We start from the raw sequence: 546 nt of genomic DNA, 5'->3' as shown, positions 1-546 counted from the left end.
ATCACCAAAGGACTAGTACATTTCGACGAAGTACTACAGACACCTCGATACCGACAACACGACAGAAAACTAGAGGATGCAACCATTCCCGCTAGTTCACAGCTCGAACAACGAAGTATCGACGACACAAGTTCTGAAGACTCGGAACCTACAGAACAAGTCAGCCAAACCATGACACCTCCAAGTCAAACGCAGGAAGTCATGAGCTACGACAAGGACCAATACCAGATGGACGTCAACTCCATACTCAACATCGGAACCCAACTGGAACCCGAACCGCTTACGGGAGTTCAGCAGACTACGCTGATTCGATACCAACCGGCACCCAGCGGAGGCGACTACGCTGTGGCTATTGCCGCTGTCGACACACTCAGCGCCCTACAAAACGAACTACGCCCACTAGCAGATTTCGGAGATCACGAAACCATGCTACCAACTCACGAACTTCATTTCCTACTCTCATGGATATGGCCATTCATTACAATCGGAAAAGATTGCAGGGACCAATCTTTCGGGAGGGAGACATGGTCTACCTCGTACGACGAA

The 546-nt window shown here is 50.0% G+C and carries 1 protein-coding gene; it reads left to right on the top strand.

What is annotated here, in order from left to right; all coding sequences use genetic code 11:
- Positions 1 to 201 precede the first annotated feature (201 nt).
- A partial coding sequence (locus tag D187_RS57275) for a hypothetical protein (RefSeq protein ID WP_211241621.1) occupies positions 202 to 546 on the top strand: 345 nt, incomplete at its 3' end.

Source organism: Cystobacter fuscus DSM 2262 (assembly GCF_000335475.2).
Lineage (GTDB): Bacteria > Myxococcota > Myxococcia > Myxococcales > Myxococcaceae > Cystobacter > Cystobacter fuscus.
The sequence above is the reverse complement of the archived record's forward strand: the minus strand, read 5'-3'. Positions and strand labels throughout refer to the sequence as shown.